This window comes from Fusibacter paucivorans (assembly GCF_018390735.1).
GTDB lineage: Bacteria > Bacillota > Clostridia > Peptostreptococcales > Acidaminobacteraceae > Fusibacter > Fusibacter paucivorans.
Genome location: NZ_JAHBCL010000008.1, coordinates 1 through 21,695 on the forward strand (window position 1 = coordinate 1; position 21,695 = coordinate 21,695).

Genomic DNA, 21,695 nt, shown 5'->3' on the forward strand with positions numbered 1-21,695 from the left:
AGCACGATGTTTAGTAAAATCAAGGGAAGGTGTCTGTGATCCATCTGAACTATAGATTTGAAATTATCAAAGAACATTCGGGGCGGTAATTGAACCGTTACCCTATATTTATCTTACAAGGAGGAAATTATGAGAATTGCAGTAATGGGCGCCGGTTCTCTCGGAACCATACTCGGCGCATATATTACAAAAGCAGGGTATCAAATTGATTTAATTGATGCAAATGCTGCACACGTTAAAGCGTTGAATGAAAAGGGTGCGACAGTTGTCGGCACTGTATCATTTAATGTTCCCGTCAAAGCCTTAATGCCTGAAGAAATGACTGGCGTTTATGATTTAGTTATCTACATGGTCAAACAAACCTTCAATGAAACAGCACTGAAACAAGTCCTTGCACACATTGATGAAAACAGTATTGTACTGACACTTCAAAACGGCGTACCTGAACAAGCAGTTGCAGATGTCATTGGCGAAGCAAGAACAATTGGCGGAACTGTAGGCTGGGGCGCAACGTGGCGTGAACCGGGCGTTTCAGAATTGACATCCAATCCGGATCGTATGACGATGGAACTTGGAGAAATGAACGGCGGCGTAACCGAACGCTTGAAAGAAGTCCAAAAAGTCCTTGAAAGCATGTGTCCAACACTGCTTCTCGAAAATCTGATGGGTATTCGCTGGACAAAATTATTGGTGAACTCTACGTTTAGCGGTATGTCAGCGGCACTTGGCTGTGAATTCGGCGATATATTGGATGATCGTGCAGCATTGGATTGTGTTAAGCACATTGCAAACGAATGTATCAAAGTCGGCAGAGCAGCCGGTATTAAAATGGAGCCAATGCAAGGTTTTGACATTGGGACGCTCCTTTACTTTGAAAATCGTGAACAAATGGCAAGTAATGATCCGGTTTACCACAATATGTGGGGGCCGCATCGCAAATTGAAAGCGAGTATGCTTCAAGATTTAGAAAAAGGTAAAAAGACAGAAATTAGAGCGATTAATGGCGTCGTTTGCGACTATGGTAAAAAATACGGCGTGGCAACACCGGTTAATGACCAAGTTGTCGCAACTGTTGAAGCCATTGAGCGCGGCGAAAAGAAATACGTCTTTGAAAACCTTAAATCATTTGAATTACCTGAAGTCAAATAATAAATGATACCACCCGTACTACCCATATAAATAGACCAACAACCTACCTAATAATATAAAATAAAGCCGCATTTGCCCCGCGGCGAAAAACTGCCTCTCTGCCCAGGGAGGCAGTTTTTGATTAAATAAACTATTCCCAATTGATTTGAGGCTATGATAAACTTTAAAATAAACAGGTTGATTAAGGTGATTGAAAAATAGGAGGTATAATAATGATTAGAGTTATTGCAAAACAGTATGTTGATGAGCGTAAAATGGACGCCTATCTGGCAGTTGTTAAGGAACTCATTGAAAAGACGCGAGCAATGGATAAAGGCTGTATTTCGTATACCTTATGTCAAGATATTAAAAAGGCCAATATAATGACGTTTATCGAAGAATGGGAGTCAATGGAAGCATTGAACAATCATATGCAAACAGAGCACTTTAAAACACTTGGCGCAAAGCTCTCTGATTTCTATGAAGCGCGTACGGAACTGAATATTTATAAAGAATACATTTAGAGGTAGAGGTTGCAATAGAATCAGAATATATGATGCTGCAATAGAAGAATGCATCATAGAATCATGGATCATAAAATGGGATGCTATCAAATCAAATAATACCCCCCTGCTGTCAAAGCGCATTTAAAAAGGGACTGTCACAAACGTTAGATTTAAAGTCTAATCGATTGATGAAGACCGCTAGATAAATGGCCTGAGTGCAGGGGGGATTTTTGTCGTGCTAAAAAGCGTGATCGCGGCTTTTGCGACTGTGTTGCCGTTTGCTTGTATCCACATCGTTTTCAATAACTTCAGCAACTGTACTGCCTGCTGAGACCAGTGCATCTGAGACAGCTTCTTTAATCCCCATTGAAGAATAAGTAGCACCTGAAACGGTATCGACGTTCGCAGTCTGTTCGCTGATAATGCTGGAAGCCACGGTATTGTAGGCGCGATTCAGCCAGCGCGCATCATCGGACATGTCTGTTATTTGAATAGCAGTGATCACTTCGTCCTCGACGGTGACATCAACGCTCATCGTGCCTCGAAATCCAGTGCCTGTGCCGATGTATGTGCCGTTGGCAACACCGGTTGCATCACCGCCGTTTGAAAGGGTTTCGGTGTCAATTGAAAGATCGTCAATAGTGATACTGGAGAGATCCGCTGTTTGATTGAGTCCGCCAAACTTGACAAAAAAGACAATGAACAATATCGCGGCTGTCGCAATGAGTTGGATCTGTCGCTTTGGATATGGGGCGATACGAAAAGAAAGTGCGTCATCCTTTGGGCAGGCGGCAACGCAGTTCATACAGCTGATGCATTGTGGTGAGCGCACCTGATCTGCCGTTGAAACTGTCAAGTGCATTGGACAAGCGCGATCACAGAGACCGCAGCTGATACATGACTCACTATTTCTAACGACAGCAAAAGGCTTAGCAATACTTAAAAGACCGTATTTTGCACCTTCAATGCATAATGTGTTGCAAAAAGGACGCTCATAAAACAGCCCCAATAATAGAAAGCCGGCGATGATTCCCCATCCGATAGCGGTAACCGTATTGCCGGCTAAAAACATTTCAAAACCAGAACGCGGATCAAAACTAAATAAAGTGAAGATAAAATCAACGGCCAATAAGATGGAAATGCCAAACAAGAGATAGCGCAGGGGTTTTAATGCGCGATGTACTTTTTCAGGCAGTACTTTACGTTTGATGTGAAGCCTATTGGATAACCTGATCATTAAATCTTGGAGTATGCCGAATGGACAAATCCAGCCGCAAAATACAGGTCCCATCAAGAGTGTTGCTGCGATGAGTGAGCCTTGCCAAAATGGCAGGCCATATAAGATTCCTGCTGCGATCAAAGTCAGTGACAGTAACTATACTCCCAATCGAATATTTGTTAATTGTTTTCGCCGTTTCATGATTGCCTCCTGTAACATTTGTAATAATATCGTTTATCGGTTTGTTATTTAGGGAAATTGCATCGTAACCTTTCGTTAATCCTTTGCGACAATCAAACGATATTCCATCTCTTGAAAATGATACCGATTGTCGTAAAGGCTAAAAATGCGAATAATGCAATTTGCGCATCTATTTTTATAAGTGCTCTAGAAAGTGAAAGGTGTTCTTTTCGGTAAGTTTAACAGAGAAAGCTTAAGTGAAACTTTAAAATGACAATTTAGGCACATTTGAGGAAATTGAATGATGCCATTTCCGTATTTGTGAAATTTCAGAATATTGAATCGATTTGTATTCAAATTCATATAAGAATATGGTATACTATCTTCAAGACGTGAGCGAGTATTCACGTCAGTGGTTAATAAGGAAATGAATTTTAAAAAAATCAATGAAAATTAGGTGGCGATAAATGCTAAAAAAATTGAGTGAAGCAAAGCTGCAGGAAATTTTGGAAACGGGGATATCAGAATTTGCAGCACATGGGCCCGATAAAGCCAATATCAATGTCATCGCAAAGAAATCCGGTGTCAGTGTGGGCGTACTTTACAAATATTATGATGGGAAAGAAGGTTTTTTTAAAGCCTGTCTAAAGCAGGCGCTGAGAGCGCTCGAAGCTGCCATAGAGGAAGCCATTCAGGGTGATGACAAAATACTTGTGCGTGCTGAAAAATTAATTAGGGCCATTCAGCGAAGCGCAAAAGAAAACCCCAATTACAATGTGTTATATCATGAAATTACAGCGGGCAGCAGTCAGCGGCACGCTGCGACGCTTGCTGCGGAAATAGAAGGTATTTCTTCACGAGCTTATGTCGGCTTTATTGCAAAGGCACAAGAAGATGGCGATATTCGTAAAGATATTAATCCTAGACTCTTTGCATTTTTCTTTGACAACATGCTGACGATGCTTCAGTTTTCTTACAGTTGTGAGTATTATCGAGAGCGTTTTAAAATATATTGCGGTGAGGAGATGTTAGCGGATGACGAACGCGTGGTACAGGAGCTGCTCAAGTTCTTTGAGTCTGCTTTTACCACAGAACAAAGTCAGATTCCACATAAGCGTTAGGGGGAAACGATGAAATATACCATTGCTTACGATATTGGGACGACAGGGGTAAAAACATGCCTTTTTAGGATTGACAGTGCGATTGAACTCATTGAAAGTGCTCAGATGGGTTATCCGCTATATGTTTTGCCAAATGGCGGTGTTGAGCAGGATGCCGATGAATGGTGGCACGCTATGTGTGAAACGACCAAAGCGCTGTTTCAAAACGGCTGTGTTAGGCCGGAGGAAATTGAGGGGATATCTTTTTGCTCACAAATGCAGGGTCTTGTCTTGATTGATGAAAGCGGCATGGCACTCCGCAGGCCTATGAGCTATATGGACCAGCGTGCAAAAGCAGAAATAAAAGCAGGGATGGCACATGGCATCCAGATTGCCGGGGCGAATATATCGAAATTGGCCAAGAGCCTTGTGTTGACGGGTGCGGTATCATCTAGCGTTAAAGACCCGGTCTGGAAGTATAAATGGGTAGAAAACCATGAACCTGCAGTTTACAAGCGCATCCATAAATGGCTGGATGTAAAGGAATATCTTATCGGACGCTGTACAGGCAAGTATGTGATGACAGAAGATTCTGCCTTTGCAACATTTCTTTATGATACGCGAAAAGGCAAACGGGGCTGGAGTGAATCACTGTGCAAAATGCTAAAAGTGAATCGACGTCATTTGCCGGAAATCGTAAAATCGACGACGCTTGTCGGCGGCCTAACGGTGAAGGCGGCTAAAGAGCTTGGACTGGCAAAGGGAACGCCCGTGTTTGGCGGCGGTGGAGACGCATCGCTTATCGGCATTGGCGCTGGGTGTACCACACCGGGAGAGACACATATTTATTCGGGAACTTCAGGATGGGTATCGACGGTTGTTGACAAACAGCGTGTGGATACACAAGCGATGATCGCTGCTATTATAGGAGCTCAGGAGGACCGTTTCAACTATTTCGCCGAAATGGAGACGGCTGGAAAATGTCTTGAATGGGTAAAAGATCACTTGGCACTGGATGAAATCGGTATCTATCTTGAAAAAAAACACGTTGCGGAAACGCAGGAAAAAATCTATACGAGCCTTTACGATTATCTGACAGAAACGGTTGGCAAAGTGCCGCCGGGATCTAACGGCGTTATTTTTACACCGTGGCTTCATGGGAATCGATGTCCCTTTGAGGATCCCAATGCCGCAGGCATGTTTTTTAACATTCGTCTCGATACGGGGAAACGGGACTTGATCAGGGCAGTTCTCGAAGGCGTTTGTTACCATCTTCGCTGGATGCTCGAAAGTCAGGATCGAAAAGTTAAAACTTCAGATGCCATAAGGTTTGTCGGCGGCGGGGCATTATCCGATGTAACGTGCCAAATGCTGGCGGATATGACGGGGCGAACCATTGAAACTGTGGAAAATCCTCAAAATGTCGGTTCCGTCGGAGCGGCAGCTGTAACCGGTGTTGGACTGGGCATCATCAGTCAGCTAGAAGATGTACGCCAATTTATTCCAATACAAAAAACTTATCACCCCAATACGGATACAAAGGTCATTTATGACCATCAATACCAAGTTTTTAAAACGCTTTACCAATCAAATAAAAAACACTTTAAAGCACTTAATACGCAATGATCGGTGACTGATCGCGTGATAGATAAAAAACGGGAGGGCAATGAAATGAAAACTTATCGATATGTCGATGCCAAAACAGTAACGGCACAATTAGATGCATTGATACAAAAACCAATACACAGTATTGGCAAAGCAGCACTTGCGCAATATGAAGCAGAATATTACGGTAAGAAATGTGCGGGATCGCACGCCATGGTCAATCAGGCAATGGACGTCATTCCGGGAGGTGTCCAGCACAATCTTGCCTTTAACTATCCATTTCCACTGGTATTTACAAAAGCTGATGGAAATCGCCTTTATGATATTGACGGGAATACGTACTATGATTTCCTACAAGCGGGAGGACCGACAGTGCTTGGCAGCAATCCGCCGGTCGTTAGAGAAAAAGTTGAAGCGCTCTTGAATGAATGTGGGCCGTCAACGGGACTGTTTCACGAATATGAGTATAAAATTGCGGATAAAATAGTTGAGCTCGTTCCTTCCGTCGATATGGTTCGTATGTTTGGATCGGGAACAGAAGCGTGTATGGGGGCTATTCGCGTTGCGAGACTGGCAACCAAGCATAAGAATATTGTTAAAATGGGCGGCGCTTATCATGGATGGAGTGATCAGCTGGCATACGGCATCAGAATACCGGGCACAAAAGGGCTTCAATCTGCTGGTGTTCCGGGCTTTATCTTTAAACATACACAAGAATTTTTTCCCAATGATCTAAATGATCTGGAACGCGTTTTAAAGCTCAATCAGCTTAGAGGCGGCACCGCAGCTGTCTTTCTTGAACCTATTGGACCGGAAAGCGGTACTAGACCGGTTGATTTTGATTTTCCAGCGGGTGTTAGGAAACTATGTGACCGCTATGGTGCGCTATTGGTGTTTGACGAAGTCGTCACAGGTTTCAGAATGGGTGTTGGCGGGGCACAGGCATATTTTGATGTAACGCCGGATTTGACGGTTTTCGGAAAAGTAATTGCAGGCGGGTATCCAGGTGCAGGTGCACTAGGCGGGAAACGCGACGTCATGAAGTTCTTAGGCGCGGGGTTGGATGGTCATGGTAAAAAAGCGCTCGTCGGCGGCACCATGGCGGCGACGCCAATTAGCTGCTGCGCAGGTTATCATACACTATGTGAAATCGAAAGGACGGGTGCCTGCGAAAAATCGGCGGCGCTAGGTGATCGGCTGACAGACGGTTTAAAGGGGCTTATTAATAAACGACAGCTGCCATTTGTCGCCTACAATGTCGGTTCCATTTGCCATTTGGATACTGTTGGGACGATGCACTTTGCCATTAGATGGTCGAAACCATGGCAAATTCCAAATATTCTTAAAGAAACCTCTGTCCGAAAAGCCGAAATGCAGCACATGGGTGCAGCTTATATGGCGGAGGGGCTCGTTACCTTGGCCGGGAATCGCATGTATACCAGTGCCGCCTATGATGAAGCGTCAATTGATGAAGCGATTGCTGCGTTTGATAGAGTCTTTGAACATATTGAGGTGATTGGATGATGACGGTAGAAACAGCCAAGACAATTGTTGCAGAATCTGGTTTGAAATTGCTAGAATCGAAACTTGTCGCGCGAACCTGGGGGAATGTCAGCTGTCGAACAGGCGATAAAACATTTGTAATAACCCCCAGTGGGCTTAGCTATGAACAGATGACGGCGGCAGATATTGTTGTTTATGATGCAGAGAGCGGCAACTGGGAGGGAAGCCGTAAGCCTTCATCGGAAAAGGGGGTTCACGCAGCAGCCTATGCACAATTTCCAGATGCCGGTTTTGTTATTCACACGCATCAAATGTATGCATCTGCAATTGGTTTAGCGGGATTTGACCGATTGAAGCTTACTGATGAAGAAGAGGCGGCACTTGGCGGTATCGCACTTTCAAAATATGGGCTTCCCGGCTCCAAAAAACTGATGAAAAATGTAAAGGCTTCCCTTGCGACAGGTGCCCATGCGATTTTAATGGCACAGCACGGCGCCCTTATCGTTGGCAAAGATGAAAAAGAGGCATTTGAACGCGCGATGAAGCTGGAAGAAGTTTGTAAAGCAGCTTGTCACGGACAGCCTTCAACGTCGGGACAACCTACTCAAGTATCAGAAGGATCTGCGCTTAAAGCCATCGTCGATAGCTTGGCGCCATCCTTTCAATATTTGGCTTATACCAGTCATCCAGCGACAATAAGAACATCACAGGCATCAGCAGTCATCGAAGCGCAGCTTGACGACATGGCTCAGATGATTGGTCCAAAACTCTATGCTGTACCGGCGAGTGCAGAAGCCGTGGGTAAAGCATTGGAAACTCAAGACGCCGTGCTGGTTAAAAACCTCGGTGCTGTTTGCAAAGCAGTAGACAAAGCGGACGGGGACGCATTGACGCTTTTAACAGAAAAGGCGTGTGTTGCCTATCTGCATACACATGCGCTAGGTGATTTTGTAAACTTGTCATGGCTGGATGCAAATTTGATGCGTTTTGTCTATTTAAAAAAATATTCCAAAAAGAGCGGTGGCTGATATGCATAAAAGTGATCGTAAAGAATTTTACCGTACAGCGAAGTTTGTCATGTTTTCCATTAGTGCCGGGGTTATTGAGATCGTAAGTTTTACATTATTAAATGAAATTGCCAGATTACCTTACTGGACGAGCTATCTCATTGCGCTAATTTTATCAGTGCTGTGGAATTTTACACTCAACAGGCGGTATACGTTTAAATCGGCTGCAAATGTACCAATTGCGATGCTCAAGGTATTTGGTTACTATTGCGTTTTTACGCCTTTATCCACCTATGTAGGCAACTATCTGGTCGTTGCACTGCTGTGGAATGAATATGCTGCAACAGGATTGAATATGGCATGCAATTTGGTAACGGAATTCCTATTTGATAAGCATGTTGTCTATCGTAATACATTAGATACCAATGAAATTGCCCAGCGGGAACAGCATCATACAGAAGCCGAGTAACGGTCTGAACACTACTGACAGCACCTCATTATGACTTAAATGTGATTTTGCACATTTGAAGATGGTGAGGTGTTTTTACATATGACATGAAGTGAAGACGGTTGGCAATTATTGAAGTTCAGTATTTCCAGAATCGTGAGAATAAGGTAAAATGAACAAGAAACCACAGGTGCTTTGATAACTGTTCAAACGTACTTGGGAAGACGATTTATCAATAAGCGTGATGCGTGAACGGCATTCAAAGGAACAACTGGCAAGGAGGTGGGGAAGTGAAACCGAACACGGTGATTAAAACCCTTGACGGCATCTCACATAAAATGATCCATAAGGCATTTGTTGAAGCCTTTTCGGACTATCAAGTACAAGTTGATGTGCCATTGTGGAAACTGGCATTAATGCTGGACAGGCGCAGCTATCACCCAGAGCTTAGTTACGGGGCATTTTTAGAAGGAAAACTGGTAGGGTTCGTCCTAAATGGTTATCGTATGTGGCAAGGCATACCGACGGCATATGATGTTGGTACAGGCGTTGTGCCGGATGCCAGAAGGCAGGGTTTGACCAGTGAAATGCTTCAAAGGTCAAAACGAGCAATGCGTGCGGCGAAGATTAAGCGTTACCTGCTGGAGGTCATTGATACCAATGAAAATGCTGTTAAACTATATCGTGAGCAGGGTTTTCAAACCATTCGTACTTTTACTTGTTTTCGGGGCTCGGTAGAACTGATAAAGCCTCGACATGCTGCTGTTGTTGAAGCTGTTGATGCGATTGACTTTCGCGCAGTGCAAGCGTTTGGGGATATTCAGCCATCATGGCAAAATGATGAAATGGCGATTCATGCAACGCCGGATCAATATTTGTATATGGTTGCAAGACGGGGAGACAGAATTGTCGGTTATGGCGTTATGGACAAGGCAACTGGTGATATTGCACAAATTGCCGTTGACATGGCGTACCGTCGTCAGGGAATTGGTACCGACCTGATTTTTTGCATGGCGGATGCACTTAAGACGGATAAAATCAGCATGTTAAATATTGAAACAGATTATTTGCCGTTAATTGCGCTTCTCGAAGTTCATGGCATGAAAGCATATATCGGTCAGTATGAAATGGTTTTGGAGTTTTAAAGGATCGGTTAGCGGACTGTTCGAGCTAGTACAGTATCAGCGCGGTATTGACACTAGCCATCTAGATGAAAGATAGACGGGGACGTAAAGATAAAAAGCTCAGATTAAAATTAAAGGCAGACAGTAAAGATAGAGGTGTAAAGGCAACTCATGGATATGGTATTTAGGTTAGAAATTGTAACGAAACAGGTATATCGAGAAATCTTTGATTTTGAAACGCGAAACAAAGCATTTTTCGAAAGGGTCCTGCCAAAAAGACCAAATGGTTATCAGCAGTACGATACGTTTATCGTGATTATGAATACCTTAATGGCAGAACAGCATGACGGAGATTATTATATGTATCTTATTCGCGATTCACAGGGCGCCCTTGCAGGTCGTATTAATTTACAAATCACAGATGGTCTGAGTCGCAAAACAGGCGAAATTGGCTATCGCGTCGATGAGGCGCATCAAGGATGCGGATGTGCGAGCCAAGGCGTTAAACTTATTCTCGAAGAAGCCTATGAACGATACGGCTTAAAGAAGATCACGGCGGGGGCTGCAAAATCCAATTTGGCTTCTCGACGCGTTTTGGAGAAAAATGGTTTCATTCAGATAGGTGTACAGGAAAGGGTAATGTGTATTCGGCAGAATTGGGTGGACGGCATTTTATATCAGCATCAGAGAAGACAGTAAAAAAGCTTGCAATGCTTTGCGGTTGGCAAAGCAATTGCAAGTTTCTGAGGGTGTTTATAGGTGTTGATATGTCGGTTAATCGGAAAAAGGCTCTGTTTTATGCATTAATTTGAACACAAAACTGATCGTAAGAATAAAGAAAATTGCGCCTAAAACATAAGAAGCACTAATCTGCACATAGTTAGCATCGCTTAATAGAGCGTGTGAGGTTAAAACGGTAAAAAACAAAAATGTTGTGTCTCCAATAATGTAGGGAATGATTTTCGTGATGGAAAAAAAGAGCACAACCAGTAATACCAACAGTGTAACCGACTCAAATACTGCCATGCCATAGGTGTGTAATATTGTGAATACACCAAATCCCAATGCGATTCCCACAATTGAATTGAGAAAGTCGCTAATGACGAGTTCTTTTTCAAAATGGCGAATCGTTGACCAGAACCAGAAGAACATGTAGCCTGCCCACGCTTCTGTATACCCTATTTTTCCTGTAATGATGGAAAATGCAGCGAGTAAAACAGTCAAAATGACAGCTAATAAGATGCCTTCTTTGACGGATACCTTTGTATCATTCATACTTAAATACCACCCTTTCTAAAAATTATCGTCCTCGAAAAGTACCCAATAGAATTATATTTTTCCAGGATCACCTTCTTTCTTAACTTATTTAATTTCTCCTCATTTCATTGAACGGATAATGTTGTATGCTGTTTGGAAGCAATAGATTGCGGATTAATGGCAGAGGAGCGATTTGAATATTTAAAATCGCAAGAACGGTGCCAAGCAACAAATGGGATTATATAGACGAAATAAGGGGTGTCTTAGTATAAAAGAAGCGGAGGGAGACGATGGGCTCTGGCAGCCTGCAAGAAGCGGTATTGCATCTGGCAACGATTATAATCGAGATGATAAAGTGAGCAGCATAAAAAATATGGGAGATAGCATATGTATAATACAGAAATGACAAAATATTTTGAAGAACAAGGTGTTTCGCTAGTGGGATTTGCCGATCTAAAGGCAATTGGTAACGCGTATGCATCAGGTATAGCCATTGCTCTTAAAATTCCGGCGGAAATCATTCAGGCAATTGAAAATGGGCCGACAGATGCCTACCACGATACTTACCATGCGCTGAATAAAAGACTTGATGAAATCGCCGCTTCAGGGGCAGCTTATATCCAATCGAAAGGGTTTAAGGCACAAGCGCAGACGACGACATATGTTCAACAAAGTGAGACGTACAGAACAGAGCTGCCGCATAAGACGGTCGCAACGCGAGCAGGGCTTGGATGGATTGGAAAATGTGCTCTATTTATTAATGAAACATACGGATCCGGTATTCGATTGACTTCGATTCTCACGGACATGCCCTTTTCATACGGTGTGCCGACAGAAGAATCAAAATGTGGTACATGTGATCGTTGTCAGACGTATTGTCCCGGAAAAGCAGTCAGTGGCAAACTTTGGCATTCGGAATTGGACCGTGATGCATTTTTCAATGCAGTTGCATGTCGTGAAGCAGCACGACTCATTTCAAAAGAGAAAATTGATAAGGAGATAACACTTTGCGGCAAGTGTATCGAAATCTGTCCGTATACACAGCGATATGTTAAGCGTACACTGTCTAATTAAGTAAGCAATTAAGAAGTATAACATGACATAAAATACTGATAAAAACGCAATAAACGCCGAAAACAATGTCATCTAAAAAGCGAACGTTGGAAAAACGATTTAGAGGGCATGTACTTCGGCGTTTTTATATTATATTTTCAGCACATGGAAAATGATGGCGATAAATAGAAGCAAAGCCGTTACACGATGTAAATAAAACCAGAGTCCTTTTCTAACTTTTACTAGATAGGTACCGACAGCGCCTAAAATTGCCTGTAAAACGAGTAATCCCGCTGCAAATGCGCCACTGATATTGAGTCCGCGCGTTGTCAGTTGGATGTAAAAGTGTGCGGCTAAGGTGACGAGTGCTATACCGCCAAAGAGGCGATGGTAGCGAATGGCGAATTTCATGAGGCCAGTGTAAGGACGATTAATGTGCAGACTGTTTTTGATGGTGGATGCATAACGATGATAGATTGCCTTTAGAAAAAACGATATAGCGGATGCGCCGTAAAAAATGGCGGTAAGCCATCCTAATAATTCACCGAGTTTGTTCATAATGTGCCTCCTTCTGGCACATTTATATCCGAACTAATCAGAAAGTAACATGAATTTAATCATCTTTACGATGAAATATCTGAAAGACTGGTCGTCGTAACGATATCGACCCCCAACCCGAGAATGTCATGCACGACAACTTCGCCGCATGTGAGGGGTGCGTTTACCGTTATGGCATGAAGCACGTGCATGACATCCATTAATCGATTTTTCGGGATGGGACCAGATGTTTTTACAGAAATGACCGGAAGATATGAAGCATTAACTTTTACGGTCGTACAAAGCGTTCGCGTTGGATTTGTTATTTCTGAGATTGCAAATGCTTTGCCTCGGGCGCATTTGTGCCCTGTGACGTTATAAGTATCACCTGAAGCTTCAACAGTCATCTGACAGCTATTTGGACAAATGATGCAGGTCATGGCTCTCCTCCTCAATTTCAAAAGTAACGTGATCGTCGGATTGAAGATTCAGTGCTGAGAAGTCAAACAGCAATCGTTCCATCTCCGGCGGTTTAAGAAAGGCATACGATTTTTTATAAACGATGTCGTTATTGACTTTTATAAACAATTGGCAGCGTTCGATAGGCTTTGCACTGCGAAAATAAAGGACCGTTTTTTCAGCTGTTACCTTCTGGGATAGTTGCTGCGGTACAATATAAGCCACATTTTGGCCTGTGTGAAATGTTATTTCACTGTGCGGCGCCTGTGTATAATGTGCAGCAGCAGCTCCGGCAATATCACCACTCTCAGAAACGTAGTCAACGAGGTCGTTGACATGCAATGCGTTGCCGCAAGTGAATACACCGTCGACGCTTGTCATAAAATCTTCATTGCAGATTGGCCCTTTTGTTTTAGGGTCAAGCTTGACGGAGAGCGTTTCTGCCAATTCGTTTTCTGGAATAAGACCGACGGACAATATTAAGGCATCGCATTCGATGTATTCGGCGGTTTCAGGTAACGGATTCATTTGGGAATCAACAGCACAAATTTCAACACCAGTTAGACGATCGCCGCCGTAGACGCGTGTGACCGTCTTCGACAAGTGCAGCGGAATATCGAAATCGTAAAGACATTGATGGATATTGCGTGTTAAGCCGGATGGTGTTGCTTTTGCTTCATAAACACCTAAGACTTTAGCACCTTCTAGTGTTAAGCGCCTCGCCATAATGAGGCCAATATCGCCGCTGCCTAGAATGACACACTGTTTTGTCGGCATATAGCCGAGGAGATTGATATAATGCTGCGCGGTACCGGCAGTAAAAACCCCTGATGGGCGTGTACCATGAATGAAGATCTGCTTTGCCGTTCGTTCACGGCAGCCGGTAGCGAGGACGATTGACTTTGCGGCATGTTTGCTGACACCGTTGCGATTGACGATGGAAACGATAAAAATATCACCGTGCTTCTCAATTTTAGTCACGAAAGTAAGGGTTAGCATTTGTAATCCTTGTTGGTGACATGCCTCAATAAACCGCTCTGCATACTCGGGTCCAGTTAACTGTTCTTTAAAGTGAACGAGGCCAAAACCGTCGTGGATACATTGTTTGAGAATACCGCCAAGCCTCGCCTCGCGTTCAATGAGTAGGGTGCTGGCGCCTTCACGATGAGCAGCAATCGCCGCGGCGAGTCCTGCTGGGCCGCCTCCGATGACAATGACATCATGTCTGTTCATAATCTGCCTCCCTTTGTCGTATGATAGAGAATAACGGCGTCTTGTGAGCGCTTACGGACATCAGAAAGACTAACGTTTTGATGCTGAGCAATAATCTGCGTAATCAGTGGTGCACAGAATCCGCCTTGACATCGTCCCATGCCGGGGCGCAAGCGCCTTTTAATACCATCCAGTGTAGGAACGCAGAGTTCGCTGTTGAGGGCATCCAAAATTTCACCCTTGCTGATTTCTTCACAGCGGCAAATAATGATGCCGTAGTCAGGATTTTCCTTAATGAGGGCATGTCGGGCAGTATCGTCCAGATTACTCATTTTTGGCGGATTTTGGCGATTAGGGTTGTAATGAGCATTTCGTTCTATAACAGTAGACTGACTTAAATAATCAACAGCCCATTTTGCAACATCTTCTGCAATAGCAGGTGCGGCTGTGAGGCCCGGAGACTGAATGCCGGCGGCTTCGATAATATTGTCTGTAAAAATGCCTTTCCGCACGACAAAATCTTCTTCATATGTTGCTGCGCGAACACCGGTAAAATAAGCGATGATATCTGCATTTGAAAGTCCCACAGCGACTTGTTTCTGTACTTCCAAAATACTGGCGACTTCTTCACGGTACGTTGCAGTATCTTCTCGGTCTGGTGTTTCAACAGCGTTTGGCCCGATTAGCATATTGCCGTGGACCGAATGTATAAGGCCGACACCTTTTGTATGATTTTTACCGAGTAGTGATTTCATATAATAGCGAAAGCGCTTAACAGGATTTTTTGGAACGACGGTTAGCTGATGCGGCATAATGGCAAAAGGCGATATGCCCATACTGCTTTCTACCATATAACCGACTTTCTTGTCAGTAATAATATCGGTGCCGCGTCTAGGATGGATCGTAAAGGTTCGGTCCCCAGCCATTTCGGCAATTTCATCTGCATAAATACCAGCTGCATTAATAACGAGTTTTGGAAAAATTCTACCGCGATTCGTAAGAACGCTTTCAATATGACCGTCTTTTTCAGTGATATCGGTAACCATAGTGTTCAGCATGATATTAGCGCCGTTTTGAATGGCGTTTTCAGCCATGGCAATGGTGAGTTCATACGGATTCGTAATACCGCCAATAGGCATGTACATACCGCCGATGACAAAATCTGGAATGTGAGGTTCATGCTTTAGAAGTGCTTCTCGTGAAAGATACTGTACGCCGGGAATTCCCATTTTTATTGATTTATGCTTTAAGAGCCAAACGGGAATTTTTTCCCACGATTTTAAACAGAGCATCGTTTGTCCCTTTTGTTCAAAGGGGACGTTTAATTGCTTGGAAAGATTGGCGTACATGCGGTTGCCGCGCTGGTTGTAGTGATGTTTCTGCGATTTTTTTGAAAAATTGATTCCGACGTGTACGACGCCGCCGTTTGCACCTGATGCACCACAGGCAACATCGGATTTGCTTTCAACCAATAAGATATCTAGGTTGTATTGCGTGAGCTCGCGTGCAGCTGCGCATCCGGTTATGCCGCCGCCGATGATGAGGACATCTGGTGTTGCTCCTGCCAGTTCGGTATCTTGAATCGTTGGTTTTTCACGATGCTGTGTAAAACCTTTCAACGTAATATGATTGATAACACCGAGATAGCGCTTTTTGTCAACTGCCAGTTCGCCGGCGCGAACGGCAAGCTGCCAATCGTCAACTTCACCGCGCAAAACAATGCATCCGCGTTCTTCGGAAGCGGTGAGCCCTGGTGATAGTGTTTCTATTTGTCGTCGAATGCTTTGAAAGCTCATATTTATTATCCTTTCATTGAGCGATGAATAGCGTCTTTGATTTTGTGCTGTAAAACCTCTATTTCACTGTCGATATGCCAGACGCCAAGTCTTACAATGAGAAAAGGCAAACGCCATTTTGCGATTTCTTCATCGGTCATGCCAGTTGCCGTTTTATAGGCTTTCATATAATACTTGCAAATTTGTTTGCGGATTGCCTCAAGTGTGAAACGAACGGCTTTATTGAGTCCCGGAATCATTTCGCCTTCAGAAAGCAAATACTGCGTTGCGGCAACATCAGCTGCAGGTACGCCTCGCGCAGCTGTCATCCAGTCAATGATGGTGGCCGTTTCGCCATCGGACATAATGTTGTCAGGGTGATAGTCGAGATGCAGGATAGAATCGCCATCAGGCAATTGACTGATGATCTCAATAACATTTTGACGCTCAGCAAGCGTCAAAAAAGATAAGTAACTGGAATCGAGTGCACTGAAAACCATCTCTTTATAGCTTCGAATAACAGTCGTATGTGTAGCATGAAGCGATTGTTGCAGTTCTGCCATAAGTTTCGGCACTTTAAAGACCATTGCAGGCTTTGTGCCGGCGAGACTTATGAGCGTTTTTCCCTTGACGCATTCAATAATGATGCCTTCTTGTGTCCCGATTGTAATTTTACCGTAGCATTGGACACGAGTGACCCCTTTCGTATAAGCTTCAACGGTATTGCGCTTTTCATTTTCAATGAGATTCGGATCAACTTCGTCATTAAAGAGTTTGAGTAGTTTTGTGCCCTCCCAGGCATAGATCTTTGACGATCGACTGGTAAAAAGCGGTGTTTCAAGATCGTGTGTATCCGTTAACATATTCCCCTCCCCAAGTATTACATTCACCAATAATCACAAATGTGAATCAAACATGTTATCACTTGCCATTATCATAATGAATGTTGATGTTACTGTCAATATCTCTGTTAAAATTGACACAAATGTGAATCGATCAAGAGACTCATTTTTGCAACTTGACAAATCACAAATGTGAGTATACGATAAAAAAGAGTTAATGGCATTTGTTTTAAACGGTTAACAAAATTCTGTTCTATACATTAATACTTCAAATAAAAAGTTATATTCTTTTAGTGATCTTATGATTGCCTTAGGAGGCTGATGATGGAAACGCATTATGATAAGATGACCATACTGCGCATAGCAAAATATTACTATCTCGATGGGATGAACCAGCAAGAAATTTCTGCGATTGAGAATATTCATCGCTCTCAAATATCGCGTATTTTAAAAATGGCAAGGGAACTCGGCTATGTCAAAATACGTGTCAGTACACCTGAAAGTTTTACAGCCGACTATTTGGGCAACCAGCTTCAGGCAATGCTGCAATTGGGAGAAGTTGCTGTTGCGCCACGCCTTTCAACCAATCAGGATCAGACGGAAGCACTCTATTTTTTCGCGGCGAGAAAGCTCGAAGAAGTGTTGCCACAGTGCAATAATATTGGAATAGGTCTAGGAAAGACACTTTATCACGTTGCTTCCCAGCTGACGACACAGGTTTCGGAGAAAAAACTCAATTTTTTTTCAACGGTGGGCTTCTCGGGAACGCATAATCCTTATTTGCAGGGGAGCGTCATTCTAGACAATTTTGTGCGGAAGTTTAATGGCAGTCCTCATTACAATAATCTACCGATCTGTGCGGCGATGCACTTACTGTCGCCAATTGATCAAAAACGATACGAAGCATTAAATCGTGCTTATGAAAGCCTTGATACGGTTATTTTATCGGTTGGCGGTCAACTCAATATTGATTACCCATACTTTGAAGAATTCTCACTGTTCAGTAAGGATATTAATATAAGTAAAGGGTTAACAAAATCTCATGCTAATCTTTTGGGACACATTATCTATGATGATGGCACATCATTGGAACTTCCAGATGATTACTGCATTACCAGTATGTCGCTTTCAGCGCTGAAAAAGATCCCCAATGTAATATGCATTGCCTTTGGTGAGCAAAAGATTGAGCCGATTATCAGCATTGTTCGACAAGGTTATGTAAAGATGCTGATAACAGATGAGCAGACTGCTCAAGTCATGCTGATGAAATTGAAAAATACAGATTTTTAATTGTGAAACCGCGTTGAATAATATCATCTCTCAGGCAGGCAAAACCCAAGCGATTAATCGCATTGGGTTTTTTTGTGCTAGTTTTTTATACAAAATCGGCTACAATGGGTATGATACTATTGCTAGAAAAAACAGGAAAAGTACATATTACATGGATGGCTAAATACATATCATAATTTTTTGTGATGCGTATTTTTTTTGTTTAGAACAGCATTATTCATGATGTTAATCGTTAAGAGGTGATTAAACATGTCTGTAAACATTTTGCTGGTCGATTTGGATCCTGATTTTAGACGTCGCTTAAATATTCAAATCAGCAATATCGAACCCGAGCTTTTAAAGCTTATGACGATCGACCAAATGTCGATGTCCCAATTTTTTTACATGAATACGTCAGCTTATGAGGTCATTATTACAAAAATGCCTGAAAACGAGGCGCTTCGCCTTAGAATTGCATCCAAGCTCAATTCAATGCAAAAAATGATTGTCATATCGGCGTCTGCGCAATACGAAGATGTGCGCAAGGCATTTCGAAATGGCGTGTATGACTACTGGCTCTATCCTTACGAAGATGAAATTATTTACGAATCACTTTTTAACCTAATTTACGTGAAATTTCAGGGGAAGGCTATCCCTGAGATTCGAAAGCGCATCGTTGCATATGTGAAGGGGCAGGCGAATGCCAATTTGGATGATTTTCTGATCATTTTCAAGTTTTATACGCATGGGCACAAGACGCCGCAAGCTGTTAAAAAGTCAATTTTCGATTTAATGAGTGATCTTATTATCGACATTTGCCTCAAACCGTTAAAGTTTGATAAGTTTGCGATTGCTAATTTCTGTACCAATTGGATCATGTCCAAAGAGGAAAAGGAGTACGCGTTTATTCAGACAATTCACCGTATGGCCTATTACTATAACGAAGTATTTTTGCCACAGTCCAATGGTGAAATGATACGCCGGATCGTTCATCAAGTCCTTAAACCGCCTTACCGAGACACAAACGTTAAGAATGTTGCAGAGAGCTTGTTTGTCAATCAGAGTCACTTAAGTGTCGTCTTCAAAAAGTATACGGGAATCCCGTTATCGGCTTATATCAAGCGTACAAAATATTATGGTGCAATGTATTTTCTTTTGGAAGAAAATTATCAGACGACAGACGTCATGGAGCTTATGGGTTTTAAAGATGGTCCTTACTTTGAAAAGCGCTTTAAAGCGTTTACTGGGACAACGGTAGCCGCATTTGTTCAGAAGTTGGGACCGTTTGCTGTAAAAAACAATCATTTTCAGTAAAATACCAATCATTTTCTCTAAAGGATAATCTGGTATTTTTGATACACTAAGTAATAAAACACAAAATATATCAATTGATTGAGGGGCTTGTTATGGATTTCGGTAAGAAAGTAGGCAGTATTATTATTAGCTTAGTATTATTGACCATCGTCGGCTTAAGTGTTCTATCAATTAACGAGAGCAAAGCATCCATGCGTTCGTTGCTGGATTCCAATTTGCTGGCCTATAGCGAGGAAGGCGCAAATCAAGTCGGTATCATCCTTTCTCACGATTTAGCGCTGTTGGAAGAAGTATCGCGGTACATCGCGCTGCAAGATTCAGACGACGCAATGATTAAGACACTGCTGGATGGTGAAACGGATCGATTGGGGTATTTAGACTTCGGTATAGCCGGTAAAAACGGAGACGTTGCCTTCACAAAAGGGACCTCAGAAATGGCGGTTGATGGGGACAACTTGATTGAGGCGGCGCTGCAGGGCGATGAGCGCTATTCCGATGTTTACGTTGATTCGAAAGATGGACAGCTTAAAATCATGTCAGCTGTCCCTATTCAGAAGGGTTCATTGATTACTGGGGTACTCGTCGGCATTAAATCGGCTGATTACTTACAGTCGCTTGTGGAAAATATCAAACTCGGTGAAGACAGCTATAGTTTTATATTTAGTGAAAAGGGTACGATGCTCGTGCACCAGGATAAGACGTTGGTTGAGAACTTCGAGAATGTACTGAACAACAATTCTGGGACTGGCGTCTCGGCATTTTCAAAGGCATTTGAGCCTGTTGGCATTGGCAATGCCGGCATTGTAGAGTATGCATATGAAGGCACAAACCGGGTAACCAGTGTTGTCCCCATCCCAAATACGGGCTGGACCCTAGCAGTGAGTTCTGCAGAAAACGAACTCTTTGCGGGGATTATGACACTTCAAAACAAAATGACAATTTTCGGCGCTGTTTTTCTGGCAATTGGTATTATCATTTCGCTGTTTGCAGCACAGTATATTAAAAAACCAATACAAGCCTTGGTTGAATATGCCAACGTCATCGCTTCACTTGATTTAACACAGCATGTGAATAACAAGCTGATCAAGCGAAAAGATGAAATCGGTGTTTTAGCGAAGGCGTTTGCCATGATTCAAGAATCACTTGAGGAAGTTATTCACAAGATTGACAGTTCTTCAACCGATGTTAAAAACTTTTCAGGTGAGTTACAGGAGACATTGCATGCTCAGGCAACAACATCCGTTGAAATCGCCAAGACAGTTGAAGAAATTGCACAAGGCGCAACGATGCAGGCATCTGAAACAGAAAGTGGCGTTTCGAAGCTTAACTTATTTGGCGAGCAGCTCAATCACAGTGTTGAAAAAATAAAAGCGCTAAAAAGCGAGAGCGATAAAGTTGACACACTGAAAAATGAAGGTGTCACACTGATGAAGATGCTCAGCGAAAAAAATAATGCTGTGAAACAGGCAAGTCATCAAATCTATGAAAGTGTTCGTGAGACAAATGCCTATACACAGGAAATCGATAAGGCCAGCGACATGATTAAAGATATTGCTGACCAGACGAACTTGCTGGCACTAAATGCAGCCATTGAAGCGGCGCGTGCTGGCGAAAGCGGCAAGGGGTTTTCCGTGGTAGCGGAAGAGATTAGGAAATTGGCAGAACAATCAACGACTTTTGCCAAGGATATTTCAGGGCGAATTGAAAAACTTACCCAGAAAAATTCAGACAGCGTTGTGGCAGTAAGTGATGTGGAAAGTGCACTTTCTGCACAGTCAGATAGCCTGAAAGATGCCGTGCACAAATTCGACGGCATTGCAGTATCCGTTGGAGCGATTAATGTATCAGTGGAAGATATCATGACGCTCTCACATCAGCTTACTGAAAATAAAGATGAATTGCTAAAAACTTTTGAGCACTTTGCAGGTATCTCTGAAGAAAGTGCCGCGGGAACGGAAGAAGCTTCTGCCGCTATTGATGAGCAGACAGCCTCTATTGAAGAGTTAACAGCTTCGGGAGAGAACCTCAAAAATTTGGCAATGCAGCTAAGTACATTGGTCGCACACTTTAAAATTACAGCTAATCGTGAGCTGATGAATACCACGTCGTGAAATTAGCAATCAAGTGACGATAAAATAAGCAAGAAAGACACCCTGC

20 protein-coding genes are annotated in these 21,695 nt (G+C 43.0%); 13 read left to right on the forward strand and 7 right to left on the reverse strand.

Annotated elements, in window-relative coordinates; translation table 11 throughout:
- The first annotated feature begins 129 nt into the window (after window positions 1-129).
- Together KHM83_RS05605 and KHM83_RS05610 are read left to right on the forward strand one after the other, a co-directional pair.
- Window positions 130-1,149, forward strand: a complete 1,020-nt coding sequence (locus KHM83_RS05605) for a ketopantoate reductase family protein (RefSeq protein WP_213235931.1) — start codon at window positions 130-132, stop codon at window positions 1,147-1,149.
- A gap of 212 nt (window positions 1,150-1,361) precedes the next feature.
- On the forward strand, window positions 1,362-1,652 hold the full coding sequence (locus tag KHM83_RS05610; RefSeq protein ID WP_213235932.1) for a putative quinol monooxygenase: 291 nt from the start codon (window positions 1,362-1,364) through the stop codon (window positions 1,650-1,652).
- Window positions 1,653-1,872: 220 nt separating this feature from the next.
- Here the strand turns inward: KHM83_RS05610 and KHM83_RS05615 are convergent, their stop codons facing one another.
- Window positions 1,873-2,994, reverse strand: coding sequence for an FMN-binding protein (locus tag KHM83_RS05615; RefSeq protein WP_281415026.1), 1,122 nt, complete (start codon window positions 2,992-2,994; stop codon window positions 1,873-1,875).
- 506 nt (window positions 2,995-3,500) lie between these two features.
- On the opposite strand from KHM83_RS05615, the gene KHM83_RS05620 reads away from it, so the two are divergent.
- From KHM83_RS05620 to KHM83_RS05650, 7 genes are all read left to right on the forward strand, one after another.
- On the forward strand, window positions 3,501-4,154 hold the full coding sequence (locus KHM83_RS05620) for a TetR/AcrR family transcriptional regulator (RefSeq protein WP_213235934.1): 654 nt from the start codon (window positions 3,501-3,503) through the stop codon (window positions 4,152-4,154).
- A gap of 9 nt (window positions 4,155-4,163) precedes the next feature.
- Entirely contained in the window at window positions 4,164-5,759 is a 1,596-nt protein-coding gene (locus tag KHM83_RS05625; RefSeq protein WP_213235935.1) for a xylulokinase, read from the forward strand.
- 45 nt (window positions 5,760-5,804) lie between these two features.
- Window positions 5,805-7,262 (forward strand): aspartate aminotransferase family protein, encoded by a 1,458-nt coding sequence (locus KHM83_RS05630; protein ID WP_246542874.1) that lies wholly within the window; start codon window positions 5,805-5,807, stop codon window positions 7,260-7,262.
- Entirely contained in the window at window positions 7,259-8,269 is a 1,011-nt protein-coding gene (locus KHM83_RS05635) for a class II aldolase/adducin family protein (protein ID WP_213235936.1), read from the forward strand. Before KHM83_RS05630 ends, KHM83_RS05635 begins: the two co-directional genes overlap by 4 nt.
- Before the next feature lies 1 nt (window position 8,270).
- Complete coding sequence (locus KHM83_RS05640; protein WP_213235937.1) at window positions 8,271-8,717, forward strand: GtrA family protein; 447 nt, start codon at window positions 8,271-8,273, stop codon at window positions 8,715-8,717.
- A gap of 269 nt (window positions 8,718-8,986) precedes the next feature.
- Window positions 8,987-9,841 carry a GNAT family N-acetyltransferase gene (locus tag KHM83_RS05645; protein ID WP_213235938.1) on the forward strand — a complete coding sequence of 285 codons (855 nt, stop codon included), beginning with the start codon at window positions 8,987-8,989 and terminating at the stop codon, window positions 9,839-9,841.
- Window positions 9,842-9,991: 150 nt separating this feature from the next.
- Window positions 9,992-10,519, forward strand: a complete 528-nt coding sequence (locus KHM83_RS05650; protein ID WP_213235939.1) for a GNAT family N-acetyltransferase — start codon at window positions 9,992-9,994, stop codon at window positions 10,517-10,519.
- 75 nt (window positions 10,520-10,594) lie between these two features.
- Here KHM83_RS05650 and KHM83_RS05655 read toward each other — a convergent pair whose 3' ends face one another.
- Window positions 10,595-11,095 carry a hypothetical protein gene (locus tag KHM83_RS05655; protein WP_213235940.1) on the reverse strand — a complete coding sequence of 167 codons (501 nt, stop codon included), beginning with the start codon at window positions 11,093-11,095 and terminating at the stop codon, window positions 10,595-10,597.
- 369 nt (window positions 11,096-11,464) lie between these two features.
- On the opposite strand from KHM83_RS05655, the gene KHM83_RS05660 reads away from it, so the two are divergent.
- Complete coding sequence (locus KHM83_RS05660) at window positions 11,465-12,151, forward strand: 4Fe-4S double cluster binding domain-containing protein (RefSeq protein ID WP_213235941.1); 687 nt, start codon at window positions 11,465-11,467, stop codon at window positions 12,149-12,151.
- A 129-nt stretch (window positions 12,152-12,280) separates the two neighbouring features.
- Here the strand turns inward: KHM83_RS05660 and KHM83_RS05665 are convergent, their stop codons facing one another.
- The 5 genes from KHM83_RS05665 to KHM83_RS05685 all read right to left on the reverse strand — a co-directional run bounded on the left by KHM83_RS05665 (window position 12,281) and on the right by KHM83_RS05685 (window position 16,976).
- Complete coding sequence (locus KHM83_RS05665; protein ID WP_213235942.1) at window positions 12,281-12,688, reverse strand: hypothetical protein; 408 nt, start codon at window positions 12,686-12,688, stop codon at window positions 12,281-12,283.
- A gap of 65 nt (window positions 12,689-12,753) precedes the next feature.
- Window positions 12,754-13,107 (reverse strand): DUF1667 domain-containing protein, encoded by a 354-nt coding sequence (locus KHM83_RS05670; RefSeq protein WP_213235943.1) that lies wholly within the window; start codon window positions 13,105-13,107, stop codon window positions 12,754-12,756.
- On the reverse strand, window positions 13,082-14,359 hold the full coding sequence (locus tag KHM83_RS05675) for an NAD(P)/FAD-dependent oxidoreductase (RefSeq protein ID WP_213235944.1): 1,278 nt from the start codon (window positions 14,357-14,359) through the stop codon (window positions 13,082-13,084). The genes KHM83_RS05670 and KHM83_RS05675 overlap by 26 nt, the downstream gene beginning before the upstream one ends.
- On the reverse strand, window positions 14,356-16,134 hold the full coding sequence (locus tag KHM83_RS05680) for an NAD(P)/FAD-dependent oxidoreductase (RefSeq protein WP_213235945.1): 1,779 nt from the start codon (window positions 16,132-16,134) through the stop codon (window positions 14,356-14,358). The genes KHM83_RS05675 and KHM83_RS05680 overlap by 4 nt, the downstream gene beginning before the upstream one ends.
- A 5-nt stretch (window positions 16,135-16,139) precedes the next feature.
- A complete protein-coding gene (locus KHM83_RS05685; protein WP_213235946.1) occupies window positions 16,140-16,976 on the reverse strand; it encodes an aminoglycoside phosphotransferase family protein in 837 nt (278 codons plus the stop codon).
- Between the two features lie 303 nt (window positions 16,977-17,279).
- Between KHM83_RS05685 and KHM83_RS05690 the strand changes: the two genes are divergently transcribed.
- The 3 genes from KHM83_RS05690 (at window position 17,280) to KHM83_RS05700 (ending at window position 21,649) form a co-directional block, all read left to right on the forward strand.
- Complete coding sequence (locus KHM83_RS05690; protein ID WP_213235947.1) at window positions 17,280-18,245, forward strand: sugar-binding transcriptional regulator; 966 nt, start codon at window positions 17,280-17,282, stop codon at window positions 18,243-18,245.
- Between the two features lie 249 nt (window positions 18,246-18,494).
- Window positions 18,495-19,538: a response regulator transcription factor gene (locus KHM83_RS05695; RefSeq protein WP_213235948.1), complete on the forward strand. Its 1,044-nt coding sequence runs from the start codon at window positions 18,495-18,497 to the stop codon at window positions 19,536-19,538.
- 92 nt (window positions 19,539-19,630) lie between these two features.
- The gene (locus KHM83_RS05700) at window positions 19,631-21,649 is read left to right on the forward strand and encodes a methyl-accepting chemotaxis protein (protein WP_213235949.1); all 2,019 of its coding nucleotides are present in this window, start codon (window positions 19,631-19,633) and stop codon (window positions 21,647-21,649) included.
- The last annotated feature ends 46 nt before the right edge of the window (window positions 21,650-21,695 follow it).

Coding starts and splice junctions, on each gene's coding strand:
- KHM83_RS05605 (WP_213235931.1), top strand. CDS start 130: ATGAGAATTGCAGTAATGGGCGCCGGTTCTCTCGGAACCATACTCGGC.
- KHM83_RS05610 (WP_213235932.1), top strand. CDS start 1,362: ATGATTAGAGTTATTGCAAAACAGTATGTTGATGAGCGTAAAATGGAC.
- KHM83_RS05620 (WP_213235934.1), top strand. CDS start 3,501: ATGCTAAAAAAATTGAGTGAAGCAAAGCTGCAGGAAATTTTGGAAACG.
- KHM83_RS05625 (WP_213235935.1), top strand. CDS start 4,164: ATGAAATATACCATTGCTTACGATATTGGGACGACAGGGGTAAAAACA.
- KHM83_RS05630 (WP_246542874.1), top strand. CDS start 5,805: ATGAAAACTTATCGATATGTCGATGCCAAAACAGTAACGGCACAATTA.
- KHM83_RS05635 (WP_213235936.1), top strand. CDS start 7,259: ATGATGACGGTAGAAACAGCCAAGACAATTGTTGCAGAATCTGGTTTG.
- KHM83_RS05640 (WP_213235937.1), top strand. CDS start 8,271: ATGCATAAAAGTGATCGTAAAGAATTTTACCGTACAGCGAAGTTTGTC.
- KHM83_RS05650 (WP_213235939.1), top strand. CDS start 9,992: ATGGATATGGTATTTAGGTTAGAAATTGTAACGAAACAGGTATATCGA.
- KHM83_RS05655 (WP_213235940.1), bottom strand. CDS start 11,095: ATGAATGATACAAAGGTATCCGTCAAAGAAGGCATCTTATTAGCTGTC.
- KHM83_RS05660 (WP_213235941.1), top strand. CDS start 11,465: ATGTATAATACAGAAATGACAAAATATTTTGAAGAACAAGGTGTTTCG.
- KHM83_RS05665 (WP_213235942.1), bottom strand. CDS start 12,688: ATGAACAAACTCGGTGAATTATTAGGATGGCTTACCGCCATTTTTTAC.
- KHM83_RS05670 (WP_213235943.1), bottom strand. CDS start 13,107: ATGACCTGCATCATTTGTCCAAATAGCTGTCAGATGACTGTTGAAGCT.
- KHM83_RS05675 (WP_213235944.1), bottom strand. CDS start 14,359: ATGAACAGACATGATGTCATTGTCATCGGAGGCGGCCCAGCAGGACTC.
- KHM83_RS05680 (WP_213235945.1), bottom strand. CDS start 16,134: ATGAGCTTTCAAAGCATTCGACGACAAATAGAAACACTATCACCAGGG.
- KHM83_RS05685 (WP_213235946.1), bottom strand. CDS start 16,976: ATGTTAACGGATACACACGATCTTGAAACACCGCTTTTTACCAGTCGA.
- KHM83_RS05690 (WP_213235947.1), top strand. CDS start 17,280: ATGGAAACGCATTATGATAAGATGACCATACTGCGCATAGCAAAATAT.
- KHM83_RS05695 (WP_213235948.1), top strand. CDS start 18,495: ATGTCTGTAAACATTTTGCTGGTCGATTTGGATCCTGATTTTAGACGT.
- KHM83_RS05700 (WP_213235949.1), top strand. CDS start 19,631: ATGGATTTCGGTAAGAAAGTAGGCAGTATTATTATTAGCTTAGTATTA.